The 26,996-nt window shown below is 27.9% G+C and carries 30 protein-coding genes and 1 riboswitch; all 30 genes read right to left on the bottom strand.

What is annotated here, in order from left to right; all coding sequences use genetic code 11:
• Positions 1 to 9: 9 nt before the first annotated feature.
• Positions 10 to 1,215, bottom strand: coding sequence for a flagellar hook-length control protein FliK (locus ACTG48_RS01885; RefSeq protein WP_479917953.1), 1,206 nt, complete (start codon positions 1,213 to 1,215; stop codon positions 10 to 12).
• Between the two features lie 28 nt (positions 1,216 to 1,243).
• Positions 1,244 to 1,690 (bottom strand): flagellar export protein FliJ, encoded by a 447-nt coding sequence (gene fliJ / locus ACTG48_RS01880; protein WP_021382736.1) that lies wholly within the window; start codon positions 1,688 to 1,690, stop codon positions 1,244 to 1,246.
• Between the two features lie 31 nt (positions 1,691 to 1,721).
• A complete protein-coding gene (fliI, locus tag ACTG48_RS01875) occupies positions 1,722 to 3,041 on the bottom strand; it encodes a flagellar protein export ATPase FliI (protein WP_021382704.1) in 1,320 nt (439 codons plus the stop codon).
• Positions 3,042 to 3,044: 3 nt separating this feature from the next.
• Positions 3,045 to 3,785, bottom strand: coding sequence for a FliH/SctL family protein (locus ACTG48_RS01870; RefSeq protein WP_202594848.1), 741 nt, complete (start codon positions 3,783 to 3,785; stop codon positions 3,045 to 3,047).
• A complete protein-coding gene (gene fliG, locus ACTG48_RS01865) occupies positions 3,769 to 4,845 on the bottom strand; it encodes a flagellar motor switch protein FliG (RefSeq protein WP_021382752.1) in 1,077 nt (358 codons plus the stop codon). The genes ACTG48_RS01870 and fliG overlap by 17 nt, the downstream gene beginning before the upstream one ends.
• A gap of 12 nt (positions 4,846 to 4,857) precedes the next feature.
• On the bottom strand, positions 4,858 to 6,408 hold the full coding sequence (fliF, locus tag ACTG48_RS01860; protein ID WP_479917952.1) for a flagellar basal-body MS-ring/collar protein FliF: 1,551 nt from the start codon (positions 6,406 to 6,408) through the stop codon (positions 4,858 to 4,860).
• A 24-nt stretch (positions 6,409 to 6,432) separates the two neighbouring features.
• Positions 6,433 to 6,750 carry a flagellar hook-basal body complex protein FliE gene (gene fliE, locus ACTG48_RS01855; RefSeq protein ID WP_479917951.1) on the bottom strand — a complete coding sequence of 106 codons (318 nt, stop codon included), beginning with the start codon at positions 6,748 to 6,750 and terminating at the stop codon, positions 6,433 to 6,435.
• Positions 6,751 to 6,759: 9 nt separating this feature from the next.
• Positions 6,760 to 7,164, bottom strand: coding sequence for a flagellar basal body rod protein FlgC (gene flgC / locus ACTG48_RS01850; protein ID WP_479917950.1), 405 nt, complete (start codon positions 7,162 to 7,164; stop codon positions 6,760 to 6,762).
• A 7-nt stretch (positions 7,165 to 7,171) separates the two neighbouring features.
• Entirely contained in the window at positions 7,172 to 7,489 is a 318-nt protein-coding gene (locus tag ACTG48_RS01845) for a flagellar basal body protein (RefSeq protein WP_479917949.1), read from the bottom strand.
• 406 nt (positions 7,490 to 7,895) lie between these two features.
• Positions 7,896 to 7,986: riboswitch (cyclic di-GMP riboswitch) on the bottom strand.
• 133 nt (positions 7,987 to 8,119) lie between these two features.
• The gene (locus ACTG48_RS01840) at positions 8,120 to 8,617 is read right to left on the bottom strand and encodes a GNAT family N-acetyltransferase (protein WP_479917948.1); all 498 of its coding nucleotides are present in this window, start codon (positions 8,615 to 8,617) and stop codon (positions 8,120 to 8,122) included.
• Between the two features lie 36 nt (positions 8,618 to 8,653).
• Complete coding sequence (locus tag ACTG48_RS01835) at positions 8,654 to 9,745, bottom strand: DegT/DnrJ/EryC1/StrS family aminotransferase (RefSeq protein ID WP_479917947.1); 1,092 nt, start codon at positions 9,743 to 9,745, stop codon at positions 8,654 to 8,656.
• The gene (locus ACTG48_RS01830; protein WP_479917946.1) at positions 9,745 to 10,155 is read right to left on the bottom strand and encodes a sugar 3,4-ketoisomerase; all 411 of its coding nucleotides are present in this window, start codon (positions 10,153 to 10,155) and stop codon (positions 9,745 to 9,747) included. Before ACTG48_RS01830 ends, ACTG48_RS01835 begins: the two co-directional genes overlap by 1 nt.
• Before the next feature lie 79 nt (positions 10,156 to 10,234).
• Positions 10,235 to 11,839, bottom strand: coding sequence for a glycosyltransferase (locus ACTG48_RS01825; protein WP_479917945.1), 1,605 nt, complete (start codon positions 11,837 to 11,839; stop codon positions 10,235 to 10,237).
• Positions 11,840 to 11,873: 34 nt separating this feature from the next.
• Positions 11,874 to 13,013, bottom strand: coding sequence for a DegT/DnrJ/EryC1/StrS family aminotransferase (locus ACTG48_RS01820; RefSeq protein ID WP_479917944.1), 1,140 nt, complete (start codon positions 13,011 to 13,013; stop codon positions 11,874 to 11,876).
• A gap of 6 nt (positions 13,014 to 13,019) precedes the next feature.
• Entirely contained in the window at positions 13,020 to 13,553 is a 534-nt protein-coding gene (locus ACTG48_RS01815) for a GNAT family N-acetyltransferase (protein WP_479917943.1), read from the bottom strand.
• A 35-nt stretch (positions 13,554 to 13,588) separates the two neighbouring features.
• A complete protein-coding gene (locus ACTG48_RS01810; RefSeq protein ID WP_479917942.1) occupies positions 13,589 to 15,175 on the bottom strand; it encodes a glycosyltransferase in 1,587 nt (528 codons plus the stop codon).
• Positions 15,168 to 17,045 (bottom strand): glycosyltransferase, encoded by a 1,878-nt coding sequence (locus ACTG48_RS01805; protein WP_479917941.1) that lies wholly within the window; start codon positions 17,043 to 17,045, stop codon positions 15,168 to 15,170. The genes ACTG48_RS01810 and ACTG48_RS01805 overlap by 8 nt, the downstream gene beginning before the upstream one ends.
• Before the next feature lie 24 nt (positions 17,046 to 17,069).
• Complete coding sequence (locus ACTG48_RS01800) at positions 17,070 to 19,211, bottom strand: glycosyltransferase (protein ID WP_479917940.1); 2,142 nt, start codon at positions 19,209 to 19,211, stop codon at positions 17,070 to 17,072.
• Between the two features lie 92 nt (positions 19,212 to 19,303).
• The gene (locus ACTG48_RS01795; RefSeq protein ID WP_479917939.1) at positions 19,304 to 20,176 is read right to left on the bottom strand and encodes a flagellin N-terminal helical domain-containing protein; all 873 of its coding nucleotides are present in this window, start codon (positions 20,174 to 20,176) and stop codon (positions 19,304 to 19,306) included.
• A gap of 101 nt (positions 20,177 to 20,277) precedes the next feature.
• Positions 20,278 to 20,613, bottom strand: a complete 336-nt coding sequence (locus ACTG48_RS01790) for a flagellar protein FliT (protein ID WP_479917938.1) — start codon at positions 20,611 to 20,613, stop codon at positions 20,278 to 20,280.
• Positions 20,614 to 20,615: 2 nt separating this feature from the next.
• Positions 20,616 to 22,139 (bottom strand): flagellar filament capping protein FliD, encoded by a 1,524-nt coding sequence (gene fliD, locus ACTG48_RS01785; RefSeq protein WP_479917937.1) that lies wholly within the window; start codon positions 22,137 to 22,139, stop codon positions 20,616 to 20,618.
• Positions 22,140 to 22,161: 22 nt separating this feature from the next.
• A complete protein-coding gene (gene fliS, locus ACTG48_RS01780) occupies positions 22,162 to 22,518 on the bottom strand; it encodes a flagellar export chaperone FliS (protein ID WP_479917936.1) in 357 nt (118 codons plus the stop codon).
• Positions 22,518 to 22,913 carry a flagellar export chaperone FliS gene (gene fliS, locus ACTG48_RS01775; RefSeq protein WP_479917935.1) on the bottom strand — a complete coding sequence of 132 codons (396 nt, stop codon included), beginning with the start codon at positions 22,911 to 22,913 and terminating at the stop codon, positions 22,518 to 22,520. Before fliS (ACTG48_RS01775) ends, fliS (ACTG48_RS01780) begins: the two co-directional genes overlap by 1 nt.
• Before the next feature lie 22 nt (positions 22,914 to 22,935).
• Entirely contained in the window at positions 22,936 to 23,148 is a 213-nt protein-coding gene (gene csrA, locus ACTG48_RS01770) for a carbon storage regulator CsrA (RefSeq protein ID WP_021382614.1), read from the bottom strand.
• The gene (locus tag ACTG48_RS01765) at positions 23,142 to 23,534 is read right to left on the bottom strand and encodes a flagellar assembly protein FliW (RefSeq protein WP_479917934.1); all 393 of its coding nucleotides are present in this window, start codon (positions 23,532 to 23,534) and stop codon (positions 23,142 to 23,144) included. Before ACTG48_RS01765 ends, csrA begins: the two co-directional genes overlap by 7 nt.
• A 15-nt stretch (positions 23,535 to 23,549) precedes the next feature.
• On the bottom strand, positions 23,550 to 24,482 hold the full coding sequence (locus ACTG48_RS01760; RefSeq protein WP_021382616.1) for a flagellin N-terminal helical domain-containing protein: 933 nt from the start codon (positions 24,480 to 24,482) through the stop codon (positions 23,550 to 23,552).
• Between the two features lie 18 nt (positions 24,483 to 24,500).
• Positions 24,501 to 25,811 carry a flagellar hook-associated protein FlgK gene (gene flgK / locus ACTG48_RS01755; protein ID WP_479917933.1) on the bottom strand — a complete coding sequence of 437 codons (1,311 nt, stop codon included), beginning with the start codon at positions 25,809 to 25,811 and terminating at the stop codon, positions 24,501 to 24,503.
• 17 nt (positions 25,812 to 25,828) lie between these two features.
• On the bottom strand, positions 25,829 to 26,245 hold the full coding sequence (locus tag ACTG48_RS01750; protein WP_479917932.1) for a flagellar protein FlgN: 417 nt from the start codon (positions 26,243 to 26,245) through the stop codon (positions 25,829 to 25,831).
• Between the two features lie 4 nt (positions 26,246 to 26,249).
• Positions 26,250 to 26,525: a flagellar biosynthesis anti-sigma factor FlgM gene (gene flgM, locus ACTG48_RS01745; RefSeq protein WP_054268788.1), complete on the bottom strand. Its 276-nt coding sequence runs from the start codon at positions 26,523 to 26,525 to the stop codon at positions 26,250 to 26,252.
• Positions 26,526 to 26,676: 151 nt separating this feature from the next.
• A complete protein-coding gene (locus tag ACTG48_RS01740; protein ID WP_479917931.1) occupies positions 26,677 to 26,991 on the bottom strand; it encodes a FliM/FliN family flagellar motor switch protein in 315 nt (104 codons plus the stop codon).
• Positions 26,992 to 26,996 lie beyond the last annotated feature (5 nt).

The following is a 26,996-nucleotide window of genomic DNA, read 5'->3' as shown; positions in this document are numbered from 1 at the left end:
TCCCCCTTATTAAGCTAATAAATCTACTCTATCATCATCAGTAATATTTTCTTTAATCTCATCTTCTATAGTGATATTGTTACGCTTATTATTTGTACCCTGCTTGTCCATATTTTCTTGGTTATTTTGTCTATTCTGCTGTTCAAATGCTTTATCAAAAGTATCTGATGTATTTCTATTGTCACTATGCATTTGCACAGATACATCTTTTATGTTTACATTTGTAAGTTCAAGATGTTGCTTTAAATCTGTAATATTTTTATTTATAGAGTCAAATACATCTTTATTAAAAACAGTCACAACAGCTTTCATACTCTCACTATCTTTCAGTAATTGTATATTCATATCTCCCAATTCTTTTGGTCTTAATTTAATGGTTAGCTCTTGTATATCATTTGTTTTCATATGTTTGATAGCTTTAATAGAATCGTCCATAACGTTTGATTCTATATGTTTTAAATTAACATTGTCATTTTTAGTTTTGTTTATATCCATACTTTTATTTATTACTTGGCTAAAGTTTCCGCTCTTATTTCCATTAGCCCCTGCTAGTTTTTCCAAAATATCAGAACTATCATCTCTTTGTTTATTTAAGTTAAGATTATCCATTCTATTACTATTAAAATTGTATAAGTCTATGCTTTTAGTATCCTCTTCTGTAGTTTTACTAATCACTTCAAAGTTCCCATTAGCATTATTGTCTAAAAGCTCTCTTAACTTCATCATATCTAAATTTTGCACATCATCAGATTTATTCATATTATCCTTATTTAACTCTGGGTTTTGGTTTGCAATCTTATTCAACAGATTTTTATTAATCTTAAGCTCTTGTTTCAATTCATCTGATATACTTAGCTTTTCTATATTACTTAACATAGAGCTTATATCTTTTTCTTTTTTATCATCATTATTTAAAATATTTAACAATTGTTGTAAAATTTCATTAATCTTACTTCCATCTTTTTCATATGTACTTTCATCTTCTAAGTGATTACTCTTATCTTCATCTAAATGACACTCATTATCACTATTTTCCGATTTATCTGAACTAACATTTTGATTATTTGTTTCTTTTCTATCTTTAACTGGTTTATTGTCTGTTGCTTTGTATAAATTGTCTTCAAATTTATTTTTTTTCACATCTTTATTCTTAGATGAGCTTTTTTTATCCCCAATATCTTTAATAACATTATAAGAATCTGCTTGTATCTTCATACAATAATATCCTCACTTCCTACTATTCTTATAGAACTTGTCTATTTCTTAAATAACTCATACTTGCAAACTCATCATTAGTTTTTTGTTCCTTTAGATTTTCTTCTCTATAATACTGTCCATACTTTTTCTCTTTTAGTTTTTCTAAAGATTTTCTTTCTATCTGTTTGTCTATAAGCTGTTTTCTAGCTTTTTCAAGTTCGTTTGTCGACTTATCTAGTTCCTCTGATAAATCCATTATAGAGTTATTTAAAGCTAACAAATAATTAATAGTTATCTTTTGTTTCTGAATACTATCGTTGTCTTTACTTATAGAATACTTATTATAATTATTTTCTAAGTTTTCCAAGTTATTCTCTATATCTATTTTTTTTTGTTGAATTTTAGCAAATTCCATTTTTATCTTTTCTTCGTCTTTCATTTTTAAGTCTAAAACTTTCTGTAATCTAAACTTAAAATTTTTATCCAATTTCATCACAACCTATTCAAATATTTTTTTAAATTATTTATTCAAATATTCTTTTCAAACTACTTATAGTTTCATTAAAAGAACTTTTTTCATTTATCCCTTGTTTTAAAAAGTTGATAATATGCTCATGGTAGTAGATTGCTTCATCTATTTTTTTATTGGTACCTGAAGCATATGCACCTATATTTATCAAGTCTTCTGCTTCTCTATATTCAGATAACATATCTCTTGCAAATGATGCTATTTTTATATCTTCTTTTGAAGCAATCTCATTCATAAGTCTGCTTAAACTATTCAAGACATCTATGGAAGGATAATGGTTCTTATTTGCCAAATCTCTAGATAAAACTATATGACCATCAAGTATCCCTCTTGTTGTATCTGCTATTGGCTCATTAAAATCATCTCCATCAACTAATACTGTATAAAATGCAGTAATAGAGCCTTTATCTGATGTGCCTGTTCTCTCCATGAGTTTTGGTAAAATTGCAAATACAGATGGTGTGTATCCTTTTTGAGCTGGTGGCTCTCCTATAGCTATTCCTACTTCCCTTTGTGCCATAGCAAATCTAGTTACTGAGTCCATCATAAGTATTACTTTTTTGCCCTGGTCTCTAAAATACTCAGCTATTGCAGTAGCAGTAAGAGCTCCTTTAAGCCTAACCAGAGGGGCTTTATCTGATGTAGCACATACAACAACAGATTTTTTCATTCCCTCTTCTCCTAAATCTTTATCAATAAAATCTAGGACTTCTCTTCCTCTTTCACCAACAAGAGCAATTACATTTACATCTGCTTTTGCATTTCTAGCAATCATACCTAGAGTTGTACTCTTACCTACTCCACTTCCTGCGAATATTCCTATTCTCTGTCCTTCACCACAAGTAGTAAATGCATCTATTGCTCTTACACCTGTTTCCATTATATTTCGTATTTTTTTTCTCTTCATTGGGTCAGGAGGTTCATTATTCAAGTTGTATCTATCCCCTAAAACAAGTTCTGAGTTGTCTATAGGATTCCCAAGACCATCAAGCACTTTACCTAATAAATTATCACTACACATAACACTTAAAGGTATCCCCTTAGAAATAACTTTACAACCAGGTGCTATTAATGTTAGCTCTCCTAATGCCATTAATATTACTTCTTTATCTTTAAAACCTACTACTTCACAATTAACTGGTTTGTTGACTTGATTGTATATAACACATAGCTCTCCAACAAAAGCTTTTATTCCTTCAACTTCTACAGTAAGCCCTATTATCTTCTTAACTCTACCCTCTGATATAGTAAGCTCTAAATTTTCTATTTTCTTATTTATTTTGTCAAAATCTATAGATATATCAGTTTTATACATACTTTATTCACCAAGCAATTCTTCTTTTAGTTTTTCTATAGCACAATCAATACCAACTATTATTCTTCCATTTTCCTTTTGTATAATAGCATTTCCTTTATCTATACTATCATCTGCAATAACAAATACACTTGACTTTAATGATGTTTCTTCTTTGAATATTTCAAACTCTTTCTCTATATTATCTTTATATAAAGAATTACATCTTACTATGAATGAACTGCTTCCTTCATAATCTTGAATAATTTGCTTTAATAAATCACTCATAGATTCTTCATCTTCAAAATGCTTTTTTAGGGCAGAACTAGCCATGTTAATAGCAAGTCTTATAATTTCTTTGTTTTTTTCCTTTATGTACTCAGTCATTTTCTCATTAGCTTGTAATAAAATTAAATTTGCCTGATTTCTTATAAAATCTGCTTCATCTTTAGCTTTTTGGGTATATTCATCATATGATTCTTTATATCCATCCTCATATCCATTTTTTTGACCTTGGCTATATCCTTTTTCATAGGCTTGTTTTTCTATATTTTGTGCACTTGTTTTTGCTTCTTCTAATATCTCATTCTTTTTTAGCTCGGCAGATTCTATAGCTTCTTTTATTACTTCATCTCTAAATCTACAGTCATTCTCTTCATTTATGTTTGGTTCTCCTACTCTAGCTTTATCTATTATAGATAAATCTAGAATTCCTTTATATGATGCTTTTTTACTTTTAATAATTTTATTATTCAACAAAGTCATCACCAAAATTCCTTACAATAGTTATGGCACCTTCTCTTTCAAGTTTTCTTACACTGTTTACTATTTTTTGCTGAGCACCTTCAACTTGTGCAACCTTTATGACACCAACCATTTCCATCTCTTCTTTAAGTGCTTCTGCTGCTCTAGAAGATTGATTCCTATATACAGCATCCGATATTTCATCATCCACACCTTTTAATGCATAGACTAAATCCTTCATAGTTACTTCTTTTAGTACTTTTTGTATGCTCATATCATCTAGTTTTACAATATCTTCAAATACAAATATATGAGATTTAATTTGGGCAGCTAAAGCTGGGTCTCTTTCTTCAACAGTACTCAAAATATTCTTTTCTGTTTTTCTATCAGAATTAAGCAATATTTGAACTAAAGTAGCTATTCCGCCATAATCTTTAAAATCATCACCACTTATTGAATGTAATTTATCTTCTAATGAATTTTCAATTACTTTTATAACTTCTGGAGATATTGTGCCCATTGAACTTATTCTCATAGCTACCTCATTTTGTAAATTAAGATCTAAATGCGCTAAAACTTCTGCACCATTTTGTGGTTCCATATGTGCAAGTAAAATAGCTATGGTCTGTGCACTTTCATTCCTAAGTATTTCTAATATCTTCTTTGCATCTAGATTTATAATATGTTTAAAAGGCTTTGTACTTGTATCCATTGATATGCCTTCAAGTAATTTATTTGCTTTAACATTTCCCAAAGCATTACTTAGTAATTCTCTTGCATATTCTAGTCCACCTTCTATAACATAATCTTTTGCTTTATTTATTTCTACAAACTCTTTTAATATTTCTCTTCTTTCTTTTGAAGCTATAGAAGAAATATTTGCAATTTCCAAACCTATTTTTTGAACCTGTTTATCTGGAAGACTTTTTATTATATCACTAGACACAGTTGGTCCTAATGTCATTAAAAGTACAGCAGCTTTTTTTAAACCTTCGCCTTCTATTTTTTCATTTTGCTCTTTTTCATTTTCACTTATATCACTTAAGTCAAATGCACTAACATTTGTAATTTCTGTGGACACATTCTATCCCCCTTACTCATTTAACCAAGTCTTTATTATTTCTGTTACTTGGTCTGGTTTTTCTTCTGCATACATTTTAACAGCTTCCTCTAATGTCAATTCTGGATCATCCCCTAATAGAGGATTATCTTTTTTATCAACAGTACCAGAATTAGCACTATAAACTTCATCCTCATAATCCATATCTTCTTGTTCACTTCTCTTCTTATATATTAAGTATCCAATGGCACCTACTGCAACAACTGCCACTACTCCAATAACTGCCTTCATTATATTAGCTTTGAAACCTTCTTTTTTAATCTCTTCCAGTTCTTGTTTAGCCTCGGCTTTTCCTTTAGGGTCAAAGACCATTGAAACAACACTAAGAGTATCTCCCCTCGCTCCATCCATACCTATAGCATTATTAACAATATCTTCTACATCAGCTTGAACACCTTTAGCTATTTTTCCATCTATAGCAACAGAAGCTGTCAATCTTTTAAGTTCTCCTGGTGCAACTATCGTATGAGTTTCAATCTTACCTGTCTCATATTCAAAGCTCTCATCCAAACTATCTTCTGTGTTAGTGCCATTTTTATTTCCTTGATTATTCATATTAGCATCTACACCTTGGACATTATTTGTCGCAGATTTAGATGAATTTTTTGACCTTGTTTCTTTTATTGCAACTTTATCAGGGTCAATCTTTATTTCAGTTTTTTCAGCTGTATCAAAACTTAAATCAGCATTTACTGTAGCTTTTACTTTGCCTGTCCCAAATATTGGTTCTAACATTTCCAAAATAGACTTTTCTAATTGTTTATTCAATGCTTGTTCAGATGCCTTATTTTTATCAACACTAATACCACCATTTATTGGTTGATTATTTTCATCAACTTCTTCATCGTCTAAGATACCTTCTGATAATAAATTCATCTTATTATCAATAACTTGAACATTTTTTTCTGGTATATTTGTAACACTTCCTGATACAAGTGCCATAACAGATTTTATTTGATTTTTTTCTAAGGTTGTTCCTGGTTTTAACATTAAGTAAACTGCTGCACTTCCTGGAACTGCCTCTTTCTCAAACACTGATGATTCTCCAAATGTTATATGTACTCTAGTATCTTCCACTTGTGGAAAACTCTTGATTGTTTTTTCTATTTCACCTTGTATGATTCTTTGCTTCTTAATTTGAAACTCTTCATCAGTAAGCCCTATAGATGAACTATCATCCATTAGTGCAAATCCTTTAGAACCACCTGTAAGACTTGGAGCTAACTCCAGTCTCAATTTATCAACTTCTGTTCTAGGCACATAAATTGTGCTTCCTTTTACCTTAGTATCTATCTTTCTAGACTCTAATTCTGCTGATATATCTGCAGCATCTTGAACATCTAGTTCTGAAAATAAGACTGCATACTTATTTTTACTTGCAGATATTGCTGTAAATACTAGCGCTAAACATATAGCAACAATCCCTATACCTAATGCTATCTTGGTCCCTTTTTTTAAAGAACCTATTTTTGTCCTAGTTTTAGCAACTTGCTCCTTAATCTTATTTTTAAAACTGGTTATCATTGATTATTACTCCTGTTCAAAAGGCTAAATTTGTACTTTATTCATTTCTTGATATGCATCATGAATCTTGTTTCTAACTTCTATTAGATATTGCATAGATAGTTGTGCTTCTTGACCTTTTAACATAACTTCATGCATAGAAACATCTTCGCCTTTTATAAATTTTTCTTTCATATTATCTGCTGTCACTTGTTGAAAATTGACTTTGTCTATAGTATCTATTATTACATCTTCAAAATTCTTTTTTTCTTCTTTATTATTAAGATTTAATGGTTTTATTTCTCCAACTAAATTATCTAACTTTGCACCTTGCATTAAATTGTTAATTTGTGTAATTGGCATAATTTATCCCTACTTTCCTATTTCCAAAGCTTTAGATATCATAGACTTCTGAGCATTCAGTGTATCTATGTTGGAATCATATGCTCGTGAAGCTGTTATTAAATCTGTCATTTCAACTAATATATTTACATTTGGATATTCTACATATCCATTTGGCTTTGCATCTGGATGAGCTGGGTCATATACTTCTTTAAGAGGTGATTTGTCATCTTCAACAGATGTGACTTTTACTCCTAACATACCTAATTTATTATCATAGTTTTCTTCAAATGAAACAACTTTTCTCCTATATGCTTCTCCATTTGGACCTCTTGTAGCATTTATATTAGCTACATTTGATGATATGATATCCATTTTCAAACTTTCTGCTGTTAATCCACTAGCAGAGATTTCCATTCCACTGAACACACTCATCTTCTAGTTACCTCCCACCTATTATTGATTTAGTCATTGCGATTTTGCCATTTGCAAAACCTATTAAAGCATTATATTGCAGTGTTGTCATTGCTTGCTTTACTTTCTCTTCTTCTATATCTACATTATTGCCATCTACTCTTAACCCTTTGGAATTGTCTATTTTTTCTTCTATTTTTGGCATGGCCTCATTTAATGTTTCTTCAAAAGTTACATAATGTTTTTTGTAACCTTCAGTATTTATATTTGCTATATTATTTGCTATTGTTTGACTTCTTAGATTAGTTGCATCTAATCCCATTTTTATAATGTCATATGTATTCATACTCACCCCTCCTCAAAATATATTTATTTGCTATATTTAATGATTAAAAAATGAAGTTGCTATATTACAAAAAATGACTTCTTTGTCCATTTAAATCTATTGCAATTCTATTACATTAATATAATAATGTATCATTTTAGTGAGAAATCTAATTTAAATTTAATTAACTTCAATAAAAATAAAAAAAAATTTTAATATGTATTTAATTTTTTCTTTGTAAAGTTGCCTTTTTTTGTAAAATAGCAACTTTTTCAGATAGTTTTTCTTTATTTCTTGTTATAATTGGTAAAATATGTTATTATATGTATTTTCTACTGTAATAAAGTAATTTTTCCATAATAAAATGACCGCCAAAAAAGCAGTCACTTCGACTAATCCTACGTATACAATTATACTTAGGACTCTTTTTGGCAACTGGCTAGCATAGTTCGCATATACAAACTTTAGCCCCTATAGCTTTGCGTCACTAGATTTCTCTAGTTTTGCCTATTTAGTTTTAATTTAAGTATACAATAAATGATAAAATTTTTAAACATTTTTATCATATTTTATATTATTATTTTATAACTATTATCAAAAAATCTAATCTAGTAAAAAATAACCCTATACTTTTTATATCATATACTCTTTCTATGTGCTTAAATAATTAAAAATTGAATACCATTTTATATTCATGAACATATTGTTTAAAAATATATGCTCTCTAAACTCTCCTTCATATATAAATCCCATTTTCTCATAAAATCTTATAGCTCTCTCATTGTGTGAGTAAACATTCAAATAAACTTTTTTCAGATTAAGATTTTCAAAAGCAATTTTTAATATTTCTTCTGTACCCATCTTAGCTACACTCTTTCCAATAGCTTTTTTTCTTAATACTATAGCATATTCTGCGTTTCTATTAATATAGTCTATATTCTTTAAACTAACAGTTCCAAGATATTCATCTGAATCATCAACAATTGCCATATGAATACTTCTATTAGTATAACTATTTAAAACAAATTCCTCTATTTTATTTTTATCCATATCATTAAAATTTATTTTAAAATTTTTATTTATGTCATCATCCTTCATCCATTCGAGCATTAAACCTATGTCTCTTATATCAAGCCTTCTAATTTTCATATTATTACACCTACTTTAATTTTATACTTTAAAAACCTAGTACTTATTTATAGCATCTATTATGACATCTATATCCTGTTTATTTAAGTATGGATATATTGGCAAACTTAAAACTTCTTCTGATATAAGTTCTGATACCTTGAGTATCCCTGTTAGATTACTAAATTCTGAATATGCCTTCTGTTTATGTATAGGTATTGGATAGTGTATCATAGTCTCTATATTTTTTTGATAGAGATAATCTCTTAATTTATCTCTATGCTTTGTCCTTATTACAAATTGATGCCATGACGGCTTTGTATCATCTAAAACCTTTGGTAATATTATTTTTGAGTTATCTATTCCCTCTAAATAATATCTAGCTACATCGCTTCTATAGCCGTTAAACTTATCTAAATACTTTAATTTTATATTTAAAACTGAAGCTTGTACCTCATCAAGTCTTGAATTCTTCCCTTTATATTTATTATAATATTTCTTTTCTGAACCATAGTTTCGTAAAACTCTTATCTTTTCAGATACATCCCTATCATTAGTGGTAATTGCTCCTGCATCTCCAAGTGAACCTATATTTTTACCAGGATAAAAACTTATACCTGCAGCATCGCCTAAGTTCCCAGTTCTCTTATTTTTATACAATGCTCCTTGAGCTTGTGCATTGTCTTCTATTAATTTCAAATTATATTTTCTAGTTATTTCCTTTATTGAATCCATATCAGCTGGTTGTCCATATAAATGAACTGCTATTATGGCCTTAGTTTTATTTGTTATTTTATCTTCTATCAAATTGGCATCTATATTATAAGTGTTGCAATCTGGTTCTACTAATATAGGAGTAGCTCCGACATTGCTTACAGCCAGAGCAGTTGCTATATATGTGTTGGCTGGTATTATAACTTCATCTCCAACTCCAATATCATATGCTTTTAAAATCAATTCCAATGAATCTAATCCATTACCTACACCAATACAAAATTCAGTTTCACAATATCTTGAAAAGTTTTTTTCAAATTCATGTACCATTTCTCCTAATATAAAATAATTTGAATCATACACCTTTTCAATATTAGATAATATCTCTGTTTTTAAATTTTTATGCATTGGCTTCATATCTAAAAATTTTATCATTATATATTGCTCCTTACATATCTTAGAAATTCATCGTAATCTCTTATATAATCACTCTCATCATAAAAATCGGATGCTAGAACAATTAATAGAGTATCTTCCTTGTAACCAGACATCTCATGCCATATATTTTTACCTATAAATAAACCTTCATTAGGATTATCTAATAAAAAGGTTTCTTCTTTTACACCATCACTGCACTTAACTTTTAATTTTCCTTTTAGACAAATTAGTACTTGTTTGAGGGTTTTATGAGCATGTAAACCTCTTTTGATTGTATTAGGAACATTATATGTATAATATGTCCTTTTGATATCAAATGGTATATTTTTATATGATTCTAATGAAACTAAATATCCTATATCATGACTTCCAATAGGATTCCATTCTATTAAGTAGCATTTATCCATAATTTCACCTTATTTCTTTCTTAACACTATATTTAATATAATATATACAAACTTTTATTTTTTATTTTTATTAATGAATTTAGCTTTTATTTTCTATTACTATATTACATTCTTCCAACAATTTATCCATATCATATTTTAATATATTATATTCATTAAAATTGTTTTCACTTGACATATGTTTATAAAATAATTCTATTAAGTAAAAGTTTTTTTGATACCAAGATGCTTTTAATTCATCAAGTTGTTTCTGATATTTAATAAATAGTTTATTTTTATAACAATACTCTATTATGTTATACCAATCTGGAGCAGACCCACTAATTATAAATAAGTTATTACTATTTTGCTGGTCACTAGTTCTAAATGAACTTAAAACTTCGTGTAGGTATATCATATTTCCTCTTTGCAATAGTTTTATCCATGCAACCACATCACCCAATGCATGTATATACTTACCTTCTAAAGTAAGTATTTCTTTATCTTGTAAAATATTTTTAAAAACAACCATTGATGGTGCACCAATAAAATTTTCAAGTTTTGTTAAAGTTTCTTTTATTACATCTTCTCCTAACATTTTAATATCTTTTTCTGGGGAGATTGAGTGTGTTCTTACTACATCACCATTCCCATTTATATAATTCAAGCTAGAAGTAGCCAACACTAATGATTCGTCATTAATTAAATAAGACATCATTTTTTCAATTCTAGTTTCACTATATAAATCATCATGAAATAAAAAACTTATATAACTTCCATTTGCTAAATTCACTAAATTTTCTGAGTTTCTTATTCCGCTTCCTCCTAATGGCTTAGGATTTTTAATATACTTTATATTATCATGATATTTCATATAGGATTTCACTAGATTTTCTACATCATTAGTGGTACTATCATCACCTATAATTATTTCAATTTTTTTATAGGTCTGATTTAGAGCAGATTTCAGTGCTTGTTCAAAAAATATAGTTTGATTATATGCTGGCATTAAGATACTTACTAGAGGTAAATTTGAATATAATTCTTTTTCATATTCCTTTATAAATTTTTTTCTATAATTTTCATAAGATTCAGTTCTTTCGATTTTCTCTCCATTATATATACACCAAGCTTTTTTCATATTTGGAATGGCCACCTCATATTTTTTTCTTTTAAACTCCATACTCTGAGATGTATCATAAAAGTAAACTCCATCAAAAATATCATCTCTCCATTTAACATCATATTGAGTAGCCATCATCATTCCATCTATCGCTTCTACTATCTCATAATCACCTTCAATAGGGTTTTCATTTAAAACAGCCATACTTCCAAACAAAGTAGAATAAATATTTACCACTCTGCTTTCCTCTAATTCCCACCATTCACCACTTGTAGGTAGTTTTTTTATACCAGCAATACCTATCATTCCAATGCTTTTATTTTTATTAAATAGCTCTAAAATATCAAATATAAAATTCTTATTTATTATAAGTGTATCTTCATCAATATACACCTTATATTTTGCATTTGTTTTTTCTAAAGCCATGTTGTATCCAACTGGTTGACATAAGACATCTCTTAAGCCAAGTATTTCTATACTAAAACCACTTGGTATATTCAAATGATTTATATAAAAAACACATTCTTCATAATTTCTTTCATTACTTACACATGTTATAAAACATAATTTTGTAGAATCCATATTCAGCTCCCTTTTTAGATTAATATAAATAACTTTAACCCTTCTTTGTAAATTTATTTATTTCTTCTACTATGTACTTTATATCTTCTTTTGTTAAATACATATGAAGTGGTAAAGAAATTATTCTTTTGGACACTTTGTTGGCATTTGGACACTTACCATAATCATATGAGTACATTTTATACTCCGTATTGTCTCTATAATGTACCCCTGGATAAATTTCTGCTTTATTTAAAGCTAACATAAGATTATCTCTATCATCCACTTCTATTGCATAAATGTGATAAGAACACTCATCACTATAGGAAGCTGGTACTGGTTTTACATCGGGATTACTTGCAAAAAGTTCATCATAATATTTACATAATTCTCTTCTATACTCATTGTCTGAATCCAAATATTTTAGTTGTACCAAAGCAATTGCTGCCATTATTGAGTTTCCATGGTTCTTGAATCCTAAATATTCGACATCGTATTCCCATTTATATATACCTTCACTACTACTTCTTGTATAAGTATCCTTATTTATTCCAAGCCAAGTAAATTTCCTGCACATACAATCTAAATCTTCATTGTTAAAACAAATCATTCCACTATCAGCTGTTGGTAAATTTTTTACTGCTTGATAAGAATACACTGCTACATCTACCCCATCTAATGTTCCTGGAAATACACCTTCTATTCTAGTACCTGACATATGAGCAGCATCTAAAATTAACTTCAAATTATATTCCTTACATATTTTTATTATTTCTTTAAGTCTACCTACTCTTCCACCATACCCTACAAAAACAATCGCCCTAGTTTTTCTATTTATCTTCTTTTTAACATCAACAGGGTCAATACACAAATATTCATCTATATCTGCAAAACGTGGTATTAATTTTTCATGCATTATGGCATGATTTGTGGATACAAATGTAAGTGGAGTTGAAATAACTTCATCTCCATCATCCCAATTATTCTCAAGTTTCAAGATTTTAATTGCGAGTTGAAGACCTGCTGTAGCTGAATTTAAATAATGGGAGTTTTTATGTCCTGTATATTCATTCCATTTCTTTTCAAACTCAACAGTTTTAAATCCCAACCCTGTCCAGCCTTTTTCTAAACATTCTCGAATTTCTTCTAAACATTCATCAATCTTAAACGATGGTTTAAAAAGTTGTATTCCCATCACCAACTACCTCTCTTTTCTTTTGATAATAAAACTTTCTTTATTTAATTCCATGTGCATAATATCAGTATCTTTCTCATATTCAATTTCTATAAATCCAATTTTTTTATATATTTTTATTGCTTTTAAATTTGCTTTATACACCTCTAAATTAATTTTTTCTAAACCCAATTCTTCAAATCCAATTATACAAGCTCCCATCGTCGCATCATATCCTAATCCTCTTTGTGCAGTATTACCATCAATAATAAGACGTCCAAATTCTCCACTTCGTATCTCCTCATTAATATTATATAAAGCTACACTTCCTATGATAATCCCTTCATTTATTGTCTCTTCTACAATAAACATAAAGTCATTCTTTTTATTTTTATAACTCTCAAACCATTTTTTTTGATCACTACTTGAAACTTTATTTGAATCTATAAACCATACTCTGTTGTGTTTCTTATTTCTCAAGTCTCTCAAAGATTCAATATCATTTCCTTCTAAAGGTCTAATTTTTACCCTTTCTAACTCTATGTTGTACTTATGTCTCATCTAACTATTTTCCCCTGCAATATAAAAATTTAGATTTAATTCAACATATAATTTTTCAAAAGATTATCTATATCCCCTTTTACTCTTTCATATTCATCTATTTCATTACTTAATGGCTTATACTCATATATAGCATTCATTAAATCTATATATTTATCAAACCATAGACTTATAATATTGTCAAAGTATTTCCTTTCCTTATCAAGTATTTTATTTTCATAACAGTATTTGATTACATAATACCAGTCTACTGCACTACCACTTTGTATAATTTGATTATATGTATTTTGTTTTTCATGATATCTGAATGCACTTAGAGGTTCTTTTATGTAAACCATGCTTCCTTTTGATAATATTTTAATCCATATTCCGACATCAGCTAGACATGTAAGTTGATTACCATCCAAATCGATTAATTCTTCATCTATTATATTTTTTTTAAATATAGCAGTAGTTGGTTCACCTATAAAATTTTTCAAATTCAATAGTATAAGTTCTATTGCCTCTCTATCCTCAAATTTCATATTTGTATCCACAGCTATCGATAAAGTATCTAGTATATTATTTTCTTCATCAATTAGATATCTACTTGATGTAACTAAAGTTAAAGATTTATCATTTTGGAAATAATTCATCATTTTCTCAATCTTATTCTCAATATATAAATCATCATGCATTAAATAATTTACATAATCTCCTTTAGCTTCTTTAAATAAATTTTCCATATTTCTTTTTCCTTTTTCACCTAAGGGACCATTATTATCAATATATCTTATATTTTTATACTTAGACATATATTTTTCAACTAAAATTTTGACATCTCTATTGGTACTATCATCACCTATAACTATTTCTATCTTCTTATAAGTCTGATTTAAAGCTGATTCTAATGCTTGAGAAAAAAAATTAATTTCATTATATGTAGGTATAAGTATACTTACAAGTGGTAAATTTGAGTATATCTCCTCATCATATTCCTCTATATACTTCAATCTGTATTTTTCAAATCCATTATTTGTATTGGCTACACCTGAATCATGCATACACCAAGGTTTATCTTGCTTTGGTACAACAACTTTGTAGTTATTTTTCTTGAATTCTATACTCTGTGACAAATCATAAAAATGCCATCCATCGAATTTATCTTCTCTCCAAAATAAATCATACTGAGTAATCATAATTAATCCATCTACAACCATTACTTCATTAATCAGTTCTTCAACATTACTAAATTCATAAAGATCCATTTTACTTGTATGACTATCATAAACTTTTCCAACTTTGTTATGAGAATCCCACCAAATCCCACTTATAGGTATATCTTTAGCTCCAGCTACACCAATCATTCCTATATCTATATTATTTTTAAATATATGTAAAATATCATATATAAAGTTCTTATTAATTATAAAAGTATCTTGATGTAAATATACTTTATATTTAGAATCTATTTCTCTAATAGCTTTGTTATACGCAGATGTAATAGAACTCTCTCCTCTTAAAGCAATCGTCTCTATACTAAAATTTGGAGGTACATCTAAGTTATTTATATATAAAAGACATTCCTCATAAAGCCTTTCATTATTTACACAAGTTATAAAACATATCTTTTCATTATTCATATTTTTTACCCTCAATAAAATAAAGTATCTCTTGTATATCATTTTCACTCTGTACTTTGCCACTACTATTTATAATTAAGTTATAAGCAGCTTCAAATTCTCCTAACTCACAAAATACATTAGTTATATTATATATCGTATCAATATCATCTTTATCCATATTTAATGCCATCATAAACATTTGAACACTAAAATCTCCTATGCCTCTATTGAATGCTTCCACGCCTAACCTATTTAACACATTTTTCTTGTTTATTATAAACATATCAATTAGATATTCAATATCATCAATAAAGCACTCATAAGTTATGTTATAATTATCAAATACATAACTCAAATTATTATCTATATCTAACTCATTATCGATTCTCATTAAGGCGTATTTTAAATTAACCATACTAATGCTATCATACTTCTTAGTATCTAAACATTTAGTGGCTTTTACTATATATTGATAAGATTCATACTGCACTCTAAAACCTTCATTACTTTCTTTACACATTGTATCAACAAATTTATTGTCATCTTCTGAAAGTGGAATTCTAGTAGAACTGACATTGTCTATTATGTAATTACTACTATTAAACATTTTTATTATCTCGCTTAGGGTAAAAAATCTTAAATGAGTCCTGTCCAAAATTCCTGAATCAGCATATGTGAAGCTCCCTTGTACAAGATTTCTCAAAACAGATACATGCATAATATTTGGTATACTTGACAGTAAGTAACCATCTTTCTTTAAATATTTTTTCAACTCATTAACTAACTTCCATGGGTCTATTAAATGTTCTATAACATCTCCTAATATTATATAATCAAAGAATTCTTTTTCATAATCTAATTGCATTTCCTCTATATTTCCTATTAGCACATTTGCACTATTTCTTGCTAATTTACCTGAAGATTCACTTATTTCTATTCCATATACTGATGAATTTTTATATATATTTTTTATTTCTAAAAGCGTTGCTCCCATACCACATCCTATTTCCAAAACATTAATATTTTCCTCTAAATCATTATCTATCTTAGAAATTAAATCATTTCTTATTATTCCACTATATTCTGAATTGAATCCCCACTTAATTTCAAATTTTCTTCTATTAATATTCATTATATCTGTATATTTATTGCTATTTTCTTTAAAAGATACACTTCCAAAATGGTGTATAAAAGTGTCCTGGCATAATAATAGCTTGTAGCCTGCTTCCAACATCCTAAAAGACAAATCATCATCTTCAAAATTTCCAGGTGTAAATAGCTCATCTAAAACACCCACATTATCTACTACGGATTTCTTTATTAACATACAGAAACCAACTAGTTTAATTCTATATTTCCATGAGTTAATGTCAGATTTATTTATTTTTTGTGCAAATATAAACATATCCTCAATTGATTTATAGTCAACATCAATCTGTTGATAGTATGAACATGCATTTGTTATTGGTCCTACAGCTCCTATATTATCTTGTGACCATAAAGCTTTGTCCAAATTATAAAGCCAATTAGGAGTAACTATTACATCATTATTTAATAATAATATGTTTTCACCCTTAGCCAACTCTATACCTTGGTTACACCCTTTTGGAAATCCTAAATTTTTGTTGTTATATACAGATTTTATATCAGATTGTTCCTTTAGCCAATCAACTGTCCCATCAGAAGAGTTATTGTCAATTATTATTATTTCATATTTATTTTTGGGCGTGAATTTTCTAATACTTTCAATACATAATTTAGTATATTCTATTTGATTGTATGTCAATATAATTATACTTGTAAATTTTATATCTTCATTTTCACATGTACATTGCCAATCTTTTATTATATCCTTAGATTTTTCATTAACCATTATTGGTGTATTCATTCTCCAATTCTCCTATTTTTGAGTTTATCTTAAACTTTTTAAGTATTCTATATTATATATAGTATCTTCATTTTCTACATCTAATGATAATGCCTTTTTTAATATAAAATCAGCTTCATCAAGCTTATCTTCAAACAGATATAAAATTCCCTTTATATTTAAAATTTGTACATCATCCATAAATGTTTTTGAGTAGTCTTCTACTAATAATTTTGCATCATTTATTTTCCCATTTTCAATCATATTTTCTATACTAATAATAAAGCTATTTTTTAATTCTTTAAATTCTTGACTTTCTTTTACAGTTTCTTCAAATTCATTTATAAGTATTTTTATTATTTTATTATAAAAAGGATATTCATTTAGTAATTTCTTCAGATTACGTATATATTCTAATTTTTCATTATCATCATTTACCTTATTTTTAATATCAAGTATATGTTTAAATTCTATAGTAAATTTATCTAAATCATTACAAACAAACTTTATTAATTCAAAATCATTTAGATTACTATATATGTATTTTATGTATTTATAAGAGTACATTATATAAAGATAAAAAATATCCTTATACTTTTCGTCACTTAAACTAATGTTTTCTAAAACTACTTTAGATATAACTTTATATACTCTTATCTTTTCTATTTCTGATGTATTTGGACGATTAATTATGTATTTATATAGTTTTAGATTAAAACTTCTTTCAAAAGCTAAAAGATATTTTAGATATTTCTCTATCCATACATATTCCATTTCATAAAAAATATCTAACAAATCAATACGTTCTTCAAAAACTGTTTTTATAATATACGCATAAATTACTTCTTTTTCTTCATTGAGTATTTCTTTGCGTCTATCTATAGATACATATTTATTTATTCTTATCTGATTTAAAAGACCATAATTACCTTCAATATCACAAAGAGTTTTATATACATACTCTTTTTCATCGTCTTTGAGATTATTGATAACTTCTTCTATATTTCTATAAAAACTATTTTTTTCAACCTTAGAATTTGGAACTTCTTTATAATATTTTTTTATATCTTCAAATCTATTTAATTTATATAAGGACATAAATACACTAAAATACACATTTTTCCTTTTTTCAATATCTTCAATATTGTTGTATTCCAAAATTACTGAATCATATTTTTCAAGCTTATAATAAACTTTTATTAGCGTAATAATGGCTTCATCTCTAAGCCCTACAGTATCAGTATCTGAAAATAAACTATTTGCTTGTGTACTTATTTCATAATTATCTAACAAATAAAGATATCTTCTATACGAATCTATACTATTCTCATATTTACCTAAATCTACTTGCGCTCGCGCCATATAATAATATATATCAATATTATTCATATCTTTCTTAATGTATTTTAGACATAATTTTTCACACTTCTTATGCTTTCCTAAATATAAATATGTTTTTACAAGGCTTGTTATCAAGTAACCAGGTGCAGATTCTAGTTCAGAGTATAATTCATAAGATTTTTCAAGATAATCTAAAGCTTCTTGATATTTTCCTAATATAATAAAATTTTTACCTAACTGATAATTTATATATGGAGAACTTTCATTCTCTTTTAACTCTTCAAATAATAATGCTTCATTTCTTTTTACTTTGTTTATCCTTATTTCTTCATCTTCAAATAAATATCCATAATGTTCAAAATTAGCAACATTATTAAATATAGGATTTTTGTACATTGGTTGTTCATGTACTTTACCACGATATTTAAAGTCAATGTTTTTGAAAAGTCTTAGTACTGAACAATATCCATATGATTTTTTATCATATGAGTAAAGGTTTTTTAATTGTATAGAAGCAGAATTGAATTTTTTATCAAGCCCATCTTTAAAAAAGCTTACAATAGTTGAAGAATCAATTAGTATTTCATCTGCATCTAATATAAGTAACCATTCACCCTTGGCATAGGATATTGATATATTTCTCATACTAGAAAAATCATTATTCCAATTATGAAAATATACATTTTCTGTATATTTTCTAGATATTTTTATACTATCATCTGTAGAACCTGTATCGACTATTATAAGCTCACTATCTACAGAACTTCTTAATGTGGTTAATGATTTTAAAGTTTTTTCAAGTATCTTATCTTCGTTTTTGACAACCATAACTATACTAAGTAACATATGTATTTTCCTTTCAAAGATATATTTTCTAAAAAAGAAAAGAGTAAAGCAAAGCCCTACTCTTTCTTCTCTATCTAATATACAAAATTATTTTATCCTAATAATTGTAAAACTCCTTGTGGCTGTTGATTAGCTTGAGCAAGCATTGATTGTGATGCTTGAACTAATATATTCATTTTAGATAAGTTAACCATTTCTGAAGCTACATCTGTATCTCTTATTCTTGATTCAGCAGCTGTAACATTTTCTAAAGTATTACTTAAGTTAGTTTGAGTTGATTCTAGTCTGTTTTGTTGTGCCCCTAATTTAGCTCTTGATGTATTTAATTCTTTAAGAGCTGCATCTAAGCTAGATACCATTTGTTTAGCTGCCTCAGTTCCTGAAGTTCCATCTACATTCATACTTGCTATTGTAGAACTTGTTATTCCAGCTGAACTCATTATACTTGCAGTGTTTACTAGTGCAACTTTTATTTCATTGTTATTATAACTTGTACCTGCAACATTTGTTCCATAGTTAGCTCCAACTTGTAATCTTACCTCTGTAGAACTTCCATCAAGTAGTTTCTTACCATTAAACTCTATTGAACTTGATATTCTTTCAACTTCATCTTTTAGTTGTGATAACTCATTAGCTATTTTTTCTCTTTCTTCGGCATTATTAGTTTCATTTGAAGATTGTACTGATAAAGTTCTCATTCTTTGTAGTATATTTCCAGTCTCTTCCAATGCACCCTCTGCTGTTTGTACAACAGATATACCATCTTGAACGTTTCTTCCTGCTTGGTCTAAACCTTTTATTTGAGCTCTCATTTTCTCAGATATTGCAAGTCCAGCAGCATCATCAGCAGCTCTCTTTATTCTAACCCCAGAAGATAACTTCTCCATAGACTTACTTTGAGCATTTACGTTTCTTCCCATTTGATTGTTTGCTATCAAAGCACTTACATTTGTATTAACTCTCATTATTTTACCCTCCTTAGTATAGTTGACATCCTTGTCATTTCTACTTTTCACTTTTTATATTAATTCTTCATTTATATAATCGGACAAGCTCACATATAACTTTATACTTTTTTATTAAAAATATTTACTTTTTCTCTATTTAAGCTATAGTACATCGTGTTTACTTGTTTAGTAAGCTTGTACTCATGTAACTCTTTTTTTACCTCTGACAACTGCTCTTGTAAAGAGTTTCTTATTCTATCATCAATTTCAATTAATTCCATATCATTATAAAGCTGTATAAAATCATTTTTATCCACTTCACTTATACTATTTATAATATCTTGCCTCTCATTTATCCTATTACTTATATTTTTATACTCCTCTTTTTTAATCAGGGCTATAATTTGTAAAGATATATCTTTATATAAATTTATTTTTTCTTCTAATTTATCCATGACTAATTACCTTGTGCTTGTGAGAAATAGTTCATCTGAGAAGAATATTGATTTAATAAAGACTCCAAAGCTGAATATTTAGCATAAAGACTTTTTTCCTTATCATTCATTTTTTCAACTAGTCTGTTTATATTTTTCTCTTGCTCTGCAATTTGTTTTGAATATACATTTTCACTGGCAGAAGAAGTCTTTTCTATCCCAGATTTTTTAACAAGTTTAGAAAATGAGCTTCCTGAATAATCATATACAATATCTTTTAGTTTTTCAAACATTCCTTTATCATCATAATTTGAAGAATACCCAGCTAAAGTTTTGTACACTTTGTCACTATCATCTATAAGAGCTTTTGAAAAATCATCTGCATTAAATGATATTTGACCTTTCTTATTATAGTTCTCATGTTCATTTATCCCTAGTTTACTTAATATAGAAATATTTTTTCCATCTCCAAAAAATGCAGATTGAATATCTTCAACAAAAGCTCTTAGTTCATCATCATTTCTAAGTATACCTTCTTTAGCCTTTTTTTCCCATTTTTCTATTTCCTCAGTTGTCATGTCTTCTTTTTGATCATCTGTAAGAGGAGGATAATCTTTTGGTTTTTTAGTAGTAACAAGTCCATAAACCTTATCCATCAACTTATTATAATCATCTACAAATGCCTTCATGTTTTTAGTAGCTTCTTCAGTATCAGTAATAGAAACTAGTTTGGAAGTACCTTTTGAATTTACATTGTAATCAATATTATCTATTTTAAATGAGTTCTGTTCCTTACTTATATGCGTTACTCTTCCTTGCTCATCAGTTACATCAGCTTCCATATTCTTCCCATTTACTACTGCAAACTTACTTCCACTAGTATCAGTTCCAAATGTAATACCATTATCATCAGCAATTTGTTGAGCTAAATTATCATTCCCATTTACTTTTAAATCAAGTTCTGATGACGAACCAGTCTGTTTTCTCGAAATAATCAATTCACCTGTCATCTCACTATAAGAAGCCTTTATATCGCTATCTGCACAAAGTGAATTTATTTTGCTTACAATAGTACTTGTAGTATCTTGTTCAGATATAGGTACATTTACACCTCCTATAGTTAAAGAACTAGCTCCACTAGCATTTGGTGGAAATTGTTGAACAATAGGATCACTTGAGTTTAATTTAATAGTCACTTTTGCTGGTTCAGCCATTTGAGAAACTGCAAACTGATAATTTATTTTTTCTGCACCAGCTGACCCTTTTGCTACTATAATACTTTCATCAGAACTAGTTATTCTTGTAGCAGAGTATGCATTTTTACTTACTATACTGTTAGGAGAGTCTATACTTAGATATTTATCATAAAGATCCTTTGATTCCTGTATAATATTTCTATATATTTCTTGCTTCCATTTAACTATTTGTTGATCCTGTTTTGCTTTATCAACTTTTTCCTTATCTCTTGTCATACTAGCTTCTATTATACCTTCCATATCAAAATTTCCTGAAAGGCCTGTAACTCTTATAGGACTTATACTCGACATATATTTATCCCCCCATCTATAATTATATTTCTAATTTATTATAAACTTCATGCCATGTATCTCTGATTTGTTTTACTATTGGTAATATATCATCAACTATTTTAATATCTTTATTTTCATCAGCTCTTATTAATTCAGATTTTGTAAATTCATAAACCTTATACATATCCTTTGCCCATTGCCCTGCATTTTGGTCTAATGTAGTCATTAGTTCTGTAAATATATTTTGAACTCTTACAAGTTCATTATGTGCTTTTAAATAATCCTTATCTAAAAGTGCATCCCTTGATATATTAGTATATTTTACTGTCCCATCTACAAGCAGTAGTAATAACTCTTCTTGTGATAACTCATTTAGTTTATCTAAATTTAAATCCATTATTTATACCTACTTCTTTCTTCTTTACTTTTTTTATCAGCTTCATGCCATGTATCTTTAATTTGTTCTATTACAGGTAACACATTATCTATTATTTTAATATCTTTTCTAATATTGGCTCTTGAAAGTTCATATCTTACAAAATCATAAACTTTGTACATATCTTTTGCCCATTGCCCTGCGCTTTGGTCCAATGTAACCATCAATTCTGTAAATATATCCTGAACTCTTATAAGCTCTCTATGTGCTCTCTGTGTATTTTTATCTATAATAGCTGCTCTGGCTATTTTTGTATATTTTACTGTGCCATCAACAAGCATAAGCAACAGTTGCTCCTTTGATGCCATAAAAACTGCATTTTGCTTGTACGAATTATAAGGATTTTCTCCATACATAATACTACTTCCTCCAAACATTTTATTTTAATGATTTTAGAATTTTTATATTTTTATTTGTGGCCTTTATATTTTCACTTTTTACTTTCTCATATATTTCTTTTCTCAATATAGTTATGTTATTAGGAGCAGATATAGCTAGTTTTATATTATTTCCATCTACTCCTACAACTTTGACTTCTATGTTATCTCCTATAAGTACTGCTTCATCTTTTTTTCTTGAAATTACTAGCACCCACCATCACCTCGCAATAGTGGATGCTTGATTGAATATTCCTCATCCGGTAATATTATTTGCATTGCAAAATTATTTCTTATATTTATTACTATAGGAGCTTTCATGTTCACAGTTGATTCTTCAAGTGTCCTTCCAACAGTGATTATGTTAAATAACATAATCTCATTTGGAGACTTTATATCTAGTTTTTCAATTGTCTCTTGACTTAAAAATACTTCATATTCATTCATAATTTCAAATGGTGATACAACAATGAATCCTATACAATCTTCTTCAGTAGAATTAAATTCTTTTAAAACATCATTATTTTCTATATCTAAAAGTTCATATTCTCTTAAATCTTCAAATCCTAGTATTCCTTTTTTTAATGTAACCTTCATCATATCTGCGTTATTTTACTATATGTAATCTAATATAGATACATTAAATAACTTTCCTCCTGTTTGTAGTGAAGCTTGATAAGTTAACTCTGCTGCCTTTAATTGAACAAGCTTTTCTCCATAATCTATTTCCTCATTTTGTGAAAGAATATCCTTTAACTGTATCAAGCTATCATCATTTTTCTCCTTCATAGCCTCTACTGTATTTGCTTTTGTTCCATATATAGACCTAACATTTACTGTATTTTCTATTAGTTTCTCCATATCACCTAGACAAGTTGTTGTCAGCTCTTTTATAGCATCAGCATCTGGATTTGCCAATTTTTTTGATATGTTATTTAACTCTTTAAATGGGTCAGCCTGTGTTGGGTCAAATCCAAGACTACTCAATTTAACATTGTAATCTACACTTATTCCTTGAGCTATGTCCATACTCAAAGAATCATTTAATTTATTAAGATTTATACTAGAATTAAACTTTAAACTCACTGAGCCATCAGCATTATCTATACATTCAACAGGTGGTATACCTGTATTTGAACCTGAAAATATATATTTCCCTTCATGTGTCGCATTTAAAGCATTTGCAATTTCTTTCATTTTTTCATTAGTTTCTTTACTAAGGGTTGTTAGCTCTCCCTCTGAATATGCACCATCACCACTTGCTACCAAAGTTTTCTTTATATCTGATAGTAATTTACCAAGTTGGTCTAATGCAGTATCAGTAGTTTCTAACCAATCGCCCGTATCTTTGCAATTCTCAACATAAGTCTCCATAGTTTTTATTTCACTCTTTGAGTTCAATATTTTTATTGCTTTATACGGATTATCTGATAATTTGTTTATTTCTTTTGTTGTATTAACTTGTCTATTAACCTTATCTAATCTTTGTAGATTATCTTGTAGCGAGTTTAGATAACTACTAGACATCATACCTGTACTAACTCTCATTATAAATTCCCCCTTCTATTAAATTATTCCATTTATTACAACATCCAGTAGTTGAACAGCTGTTGACATAACTTTTGCACTAGCTTGATAGGAACGTTGTACTTTTATAAGCTCTGTCATTTCTTCATCTAGGGATACACCTGAAACACTCATTCGTGAGCTATCAATATTATTTATAATTTTTCGTTGATTCACTTCATCTTGATTTACTTTTTTAGAATCTAAACCTACTGATTCTGCAAAAGCTTTATAGTGGTCACTTATTGTACTTACTTTTCCACCACCTACCCCAATATCTATTTTTTCATCCTTTAACTTAGCAATTTTTGAAGCCTCATCAGCAGTAAGCTTTAATTCATTTGGGTTATTCTTTATAGCTGGATTTACCTTTATGATATCTTCACCAGCTACATTTGAAGTTATAAAAAAATCTGTTACGGTTATTCCAGCGGAGGTATTATAAACATCATTTATCTGTTTAGCTAATCCATCAGACACATCTTTTAAATCACTTTTATATGTATCAACCTTACCATGCATTTCAAACAAACCTTGTAATGTTCCTGATACACCTGTTTTCCAAGTTCCATCTACATTTTTTAATTCATTAAGTTCTAATTTACCATCTGCAAGCATATTTTTAACATCACTATTTTCAAGGTCTAATTTAAAACTTAAGTCATCTAATATTCTATCTCTTTCATCAAGTAAATCATTTGGAGTAGAACCAGAGCCAGATATAACATCAATAGATTTATTCAAATCTTCAAGACTTTTTAACATATCATTTATTTGTTTTATTTCAGAGTTTATATTATCATCTATATCTCCTTTTAACTTATCAAGCTTCTTATAACTTTCACTTATTAAAGTTGCTAAATTTGATGCATTTTCTACCACGAGGCTTTTTTTACTGTCACTATTTATATCCTTTGCTAATGATTCCCATCCTTTAAAAAAATCATCTATACCTACAGATATTCCATAATCTGATGGTTCATTTATTATAGTTTCTATAGTATTATAATAGTCATACTTTGAAACTGTCTTACCATATTTATGAGCTTCTGCTCTAAATTGATAATCATAAAAACTATTTCTAGCCCTTGTTACATCTGTTACATGTACACCTGTACCCAGCTGACCTCGTCCAATTGCATTATTCAAGCTGGGCATATACATTGGACTATTTGTAGCAAATTCAGTCCTTTGCCTAGAGTAACCTTCTGTATCTAGATTACTTATATTATGAGAAATTGTCTGTATTGCTTTTTGATGCGCATTCATACCTGAATTAGCTGTATTTAAAATGGAAAATAATCCTGCCATATTTCTCCTCCCAATATCTATTTTCTAATATTTCCATAAGAATTATAAGTTGTAGTTTGTTTATCAACTGGCTTTATAAAATTAATCATCTTTTTCGTAAATATAAGTTCTTTTTTTATTAGAGAATCATTTGACTCTTGTTGATTTTTAGCTAAAGCAATAATATGCTTTAAATCTGTATATATTTCTTTTAAATATTCATCATTACTATTTTCAACAACTTCACTCATTGGAACATCATCATTAAGAAGTTGTCTTCTCTTTATCTCTGTAGATGCAAGTTCTCTACTGATATCTTCTAGTTTAGGATTTAACCTATTTAAATTTTCTATATCTTTTACAACTATATAATCAAATTGTTCTTTTAATAATTCCATCATATTACTAAGTATCTTTTTTTCTTCATATATTATAACTTTTAAGTCTGTAATCATGACTTTATCCTCGCATATCTTCTATCATTTTTTTAGCAATTTCTTCTGGTTTTATTTTGTAAGTTCCACTTTCCAATGCATTTTTTATTTCATCTATTTTTTTATTTCTAATAGTCTCATCATTCATATTTGATACGCTCGCCATTTCCTTTGCAAATTTAGATAGTTCTATCTTGTCTGTTTTATTAGTTTTTTGAACTTCTTGTACTTTTTTTACATCAGATGTGTTCTTTAAATAATTATTTATTACAATATTTGAACTCACATTTTTAATATCCATAGTTTCACCTCCAAAATTACATTCTTATATTTTAGTTATCGCTCAGAAAATAAAAACATTTATATAATTCACATACATTTTAAAATTTTTATAAAAATATCCCCTTAGCTAAACTCATACAGAATAACCTAAAGGGATACTATTTAAAATGTTAATTTATATCTGAATCTTCTATTTTAGACAATCTTACAGACAATTTCTCATTTGTAATAATGCTTTCTCCATAAGCAAACAATCTATCATTTGCATATATATCTAATTTCTCATCTACATTCTTATTTAGTTTTATTATAGAGCCTTCTTTTAAACCTAATATATTTCTTATTGTTTCTGTTGTTTTTCCTATAGAAACAGATACATTTACTTTTGCATTAAAAACATTTTGATTTTCTTCTATAACTCCAGTCTTTTCTTCTATTAGTTGTCCAAAATTCAATTCATATATATCCTCTTTTTTACTATTCATAAAAC

The organism is Clostridioides sp. LIBA-6822 (genome assembly GCF_056688955.1).
This window is presented reverse-complemented; position numbering and strand designations above follow the sequence as displayed.